Origin of the sequence: Algoriphagus sp., assembly GCF_024642405.1 — a bacterium.
In the GTDB taxonomy this organism is placed as follows: Bacteria; Bacteroidota; Bacteroidia; order Cytophagales; family Cyclobacteriaceae; genus Algoriphagus.
Genome location: NZ_JAHEBC010000271.1, coordinates 1 through 5276 on the forward strand (window position 1 = coordinate 1; position 5276 = coordinate 5276).

General features: G+C 36.8%; 4 protein-coding genes. 3 read left to right on the forward strand and 1 reads right to left on the reverse strand.

The window, feature by feature from the left end:
• Positions 1-741, reverse strand: a 741-nt coding sequence (locus tag Q0L68_RS15860) for a sigma 54-interacting transcriptional regulator (RefSeq protein WP_296705093.1), incomplete at its 3' end; no start/stop codon positions are given.
• A gap of 177 nt (positions 742-918) precedes the next feature.
• On the opposite strand from Q0L68_RS15860, the gene Q0L68_RS15865 reads away from it, so the two are divergent.
• The 3 genes from Q0L68_RS15865 to Q0L68_RS15875 all read left to right on the forward strand — a co-directional run.
• Positions 919-1797 (forward strand): glycosyltransferase, encoded by an 879-nt coding sequence (locus Q0L68_RS15865; protein WP_296705095.1) that lies wholly within the window; start codon positions 919-921, stop codon positions 1795-1797.
• Positions 1798-1809: 12 nt separating this feature from the next.
• Complete coding sequence (locus Q0L68_RS15870; RefSeq protein ID WP_296705097.1) at positions 1810-2895, forward strand: mannose-1-phosphate guanylyltransferase; 1086 nt, start codon at positions 1810-1812, stop codon at positions 2893-2895.
• Between the two features lie 15 nt (positions 2896-2910).
• A partial coding sequence (locus Q0L68_RS15875; protein ID WP_296705099.1) for a hypothetical protein occupies positions 2911-5276 on the forward strand: 2366 nt, incomplete at its 3' end.

Genomic DNA, 5276 nt, shown 5'->3' on the forward strand with positions numbered 1-5276 from the left:
TATTTCATCTAAGAAAATAGTCCCACCATTCGCTTCTTCAAACTTCCCGGTTTTACGACTCACAGCTCCTGTGAAAGCGCCTTTTTCGTGACCGAATAATTCACTTTCAATGAGATCCTTTGGAATAGCTGCCATGTTTACAGCTACAAAGCTTTTTTTCTTCCTGTCACTATTATAATGAATAGCTTTTGCAACAACCTCTTTCCCTGTTCCCGTTTCACCAGTAATAGAAACATTAATATTAGTTTTGATAGCTTTTTCTATCAGAGAAAAAACTTTTTTGAGTACAGGACTATTTCCTAAAATGGTTTTTTCAAATGAAAATTTCTGTCCTAATTCCTCTTTTAATATCTCTACTTCTTTTTTCAGAGATTGGTTTTCCCTGATTTTAATTACACTGTTCCAAAGTAGATCTTTGGTTGCATCGTCTTTTACCAAGTAATCACTAACCCCAGCTTTTAGCAAGCCTACTGCTACACTGATATCCTCTTGGGAGCTAATCACTACCACAGGAATTGTAGGATTATATTCTTTGATCTTTTGAAAAAGCTTATCGCCTGATAAATCGGGCAAGGAGAAATCCACGGTAATTAGATCAGGCTTTTCATGAAGCTTTGATAAACAAGATTTAGCAGTTGAAAACAAGGTCACATTATAATCTGGATTAAGACTTAAATGGTACTCCAAAATCTGACCATACCAAGGATCGTCCTCTACTATAAATATTTTAAACTGGCTCATACCTTTTCATTAAGTCATTAAGTTACTAAAAGGAACTGGAATCGATACAATTTTTGGAATTATTTCCATATTATGGAAATAATAAAATCCTGTAGCTATTTAAGTTGCTGATTATCAATTAATTATTTATTTGGATTAAGCTTTGAATATCGGTTGGCACACCGAAAAATAATAAGGATGAGAACGTTACAGATTCAAAAACAAGAAAATGGAATTAGTCAATTGCTTAAAAGCACCTTGAATTATGATCCAGAAATCCAACATCAATATGCTATTATAATTCCTTGCTATAATGAAGAAAAAAGGTTTGCCTTTCAAGAGTTTAAAACTTTTGCTTTAGAGCATCCAGAGGTTTTGCTTTGCCTAGTTAATGATGGGAGTAAAGACAGAACGCTTGCCGTTTTGAGGGGTATTCAAACTGAAAGTCCCAATAATATTGTGGTTTTTGACATGCCTCAGAATGGAGGAAAGTCGGAAGCGGTGAGGCAAGGAATGTTGTTTGTTCACAAGAATTATGATTCCAAGTTGATTGGTTTTTTGGATGCCGACTTGGCAACTCACCCGGAGGAATGGTTGCTGATGGCAAAGTATAAAGAAGCGCATCCAAAATTCGGAGCTATAGTTGGAAGCAGAATTCAGCGATTAGGTGCCGAGATTAATCGAGATGATAGCAGATCGCTAGCAAGTACAGTCATAAAAAAAATTATCAAGTCAATTCTAAAAGCAAATTTTCAGGATACCCAATGCGGGGCAAAAATTTTTCAGAGAAATCTTATCCCATTTTTATTTAAAACCCAATTTAAAACCCCCTGGCTATTTGATGTGGAGATTTTCCTTAGACTCCAAGAAAAATTCGGAAAAACTACCTTACAAAAAGGAGTACTGGAATACCCTCTATTACAATGGTCTGAAATAGGAGATTCAAGATTAAAATTAAAAGATACTATCAAAATTCCTTTACAATTACTCGGCCTATATTATCACTACCAAGTAAAAAGTAAACCGAAAGGGATTCTATCTAACAAGAAATCGAACTTCTCATATCAACTCAATTAAAATAAATAATAGATGAAAAATCAAAATAATTACGTCGCAATCATGGCCGGAGGAGTAGGAAGTAGATTTTGGCCTATTAGCAAAACAAGTTACCCAAAGCAATTTTTGGACATATTGAATACCGGAAAGACATTGATCCAGTCTACCTATGATCGATATAGCTCTTTTATTCCTGAAGAAAATATTTTTGTAGTGACCTCAGCGGAATACGTCTCCATCGTAAGAGAACAATTACCACAGCTGCCTGAGGAGAATATTGTTGCCGAGCCAGAAAGAAAAAACACTGCGGCATGTGTTGCATATATCTCTTTTAAACTGAAGAAAATGAATCCAAATGCAAACATGATTGTGGCCCCTAGCGACCATTTGATTGGAGATCTGGACTTATTCAGAGATACCTGTCAAAAAGCACTGGATTACACTTCCGAAAATTACGCTTTCGTTACTTTAGGGATTAAACCAACTCATCCAAATACTGGATATGGTTATATTCAATTCGATACCCACCAAAAATCAAATTCCGCGTTTAAAGTAAATCGCTTTACAGAAAAGCCTGATCTAAATACCGCAAAGGAATTTTTAGCGGAAGGAAATTACCTGTGGAATTCAGGTATATTTATCTGGAAGGCAGAAGATATAGTAGATGCTTTTTGGGAACATTTTCAATTTATGTATGATCTTTTTCATGAGGCAATTGCCGATTTGAACACACAAAAAGAGGCAGATTCCATCAGGGAAATTTATGAAAAATGCCCTTCTACTTCAATTGATTATGCGATCATGGAAAAGGCAAACAATGTCTATCTTATCCCTTCGAGTTTTACCTGGAATGATTTAGGAACTTGGAATAGTGCTTGGGATAATTTTTCAAAAGATGAAGAAATGAATGCCAGCAATAGCAATAGCACCATATTGGTAGACAGCAAAGGTTGTTTAGTCCACTCAAACGAGCAAAAACTCATGGTCATCGGGGGATTAGAAGATTTAATTATCGTCAACACACCTGATGCCCTACTTATTTGTAAAAAAGAAAATGAGCAACAAATCAAAGAATATGTAGCTCAAGTGCGGAAAGTAAAAGGGGAACTTTATATTTAGTAAAAGAGAGCTCAAGTGAAAAACCAAGATCAATTGTTATGGAGTGAATTTCTAGGGAAAAGGCTTCTTCTTGTAGCCTTATCTCTAGGTCTTCTTACCCATGGCATTATTGTCTATTTTACAATGCCTCAGACCTATGATGCCTATGTGCATTTATTTTTTGCGGATCATTATTCCAGATTTTGGTTTGAACCTTGGGAATACAGATGGTATACTGGCTTTTTAACAATCAGCTACCCTCCACTAGTCCACCAGCTTCTAGCATTAATCAGTAAAATATTTCCGCTGAAAATTGCATTCAGCATCTATTCCATCTTGGTTTATGAGGCATTAATAATCGGAATCTACCGGTTTACCAAGATGTTCTATTCGAAGCAAACAGCTGGAGTTGCTTCTATTTTAGCTGTCGTCTTGAGTTCCCTGGTTGAGACACTCCATGTATATGGTCAAGTACCCACACTCACTGGACTTGCATTTTTGTTGAATGCATTGCCTTTTCTATACCAGTACATCAAAACTTCAGACTGGAGATATTTACTTATGTCTCTATCATTTATTGCAGTAGTTGTCAGCTCCCATCACGTAACGGCTATTTTCGGAATGGTGTTTTTTATCGCTCCTGCTATGCTGATGGCCTTGGTAGACAGTCAACCAGAACTTGGTAGGAAAAGCATTTTCGGCAAGTTTATTCCAGAGTTGTTGATTCTTGCATGGAAGAAAAAAATCGGAATTCTGCTATTTGGCTTTAGTACTATTTTCTTAGCTATTAGTCTGATTTTTCCCTATTGGTATTGGAGTCGTACTGATCCAATCAGCCAAGTTTCAATTCCACATGGGTCTAGAGATAATTTCTTGGAAGAAACAAGCTCTGGGCTAGTTTTTTATGTAATCCCATTACTCCTGATTTTCGCCTTACTTCCTGCCATTTCTTATTTGATCACTCGAAAGAAAAGACATCTTGGTTGGGCTGTATCTTTCTTTGCATGCCTTTTGTTAGGAAGTGGTGGCACAACCCCTTTGCCCAAAATATTACTGGGAGAAACAGCGTTCAACATCCTAACATTGGACCGATTTGGCTTTTGGGCCTCTATTATTGCAATCCCCTATATCAGTCATTTTTTGGTTTCCTTTCTGGGGGGTAATGTGAAAAAATATTGGACAGGAAAATATGGCGAAACCTCCCATTTTATCATTTCAGGATTAAGTGGTTTTTCCTATTTGCTTTTTATTATCTACATCTTTCATTTAGGGAGTTTCCGCCCTCTCCAACCAAAATCAGTAGAAATAGAACCAATTATTAACTTCCTTAACCGTGATGATCACATGCGTTGGAGATATTTGACTTTAGGTTTCGGTGACCAGATGGCGTGGCTATCTTCTAATACTTTGGCCGCCACCATAGACGGTAATTACCATTCTGCCAGAAGGCTTCCAGAAATGACTTCTAGGGCTGTGGAAAGGTTGGAAAACGCAAAATACCTTATGGAAGAAGGAATGGCCTCTCTCAACGATTTTCTAACAATGGCAGAAAAATATCAGCTTAAATATGTTTTCAGTAACGATCGATACTATGATCCTTTGCTTTTTTATTCTGGTTGGAACAGAACAATCCAATTAGAAAATGGAATTATGGTTTGGGAAAGAGGAAATATCTCTACAATCCAGCCGATCAAGCCCACGGAAATAAATCCATTATTGAAAAAAACATGGGGAATTCTCCCAATCAGTACATTAATTGTAGCCACTATACTCACACTGGTTTATCTCTTTTATTTCAAGAAAACCCAAAAGGAGATTATGGCAGATGAAGATGTTCTTTTGTATCCCAAGCCTATTATTTATTCTTCTGCCTGGCTTCCATTTGTGATTTTCAGTAGCTTTTTGATTTATCAGATTTATGAATTGCTACTGATCGATCAACAAAAAGATCCAAGCACCACCATTTACTCGCACTTCAATCATTTGGATTTTCAGCGATTTGAAGATGCATTTCAATTTTTTAAACCTGGTCCTGGATATAGTCTGGATCAATACTTACTTGAAAAATCTGTGAGTGATGGGGGTCTACTCCCTTCTTTTGCCAAATTGGACGAGCTAAAGGTCGACACCATTGAATTGAAAGAAAATTCAGCAATAATGAACGTCAAATCCATTTGGAGAACCTCCCTCGGATCGAGGGAAAAGGAAGAAACTATGAGTCTGGAAAAGATCAATCAAAAATGGTTCATCAACCCTCCCAATTTGAATGTAGAGATCCCAGAAGAACAAGTGATTTCCTACACCTATACTCTTTTTAAAAAAATGGGGAAACGTGTGGTTAGTAGTTTCCCGACGGTTAAGGATGATCGGATCAAAAAACCATTTGCTGGCTTTTATCAAGC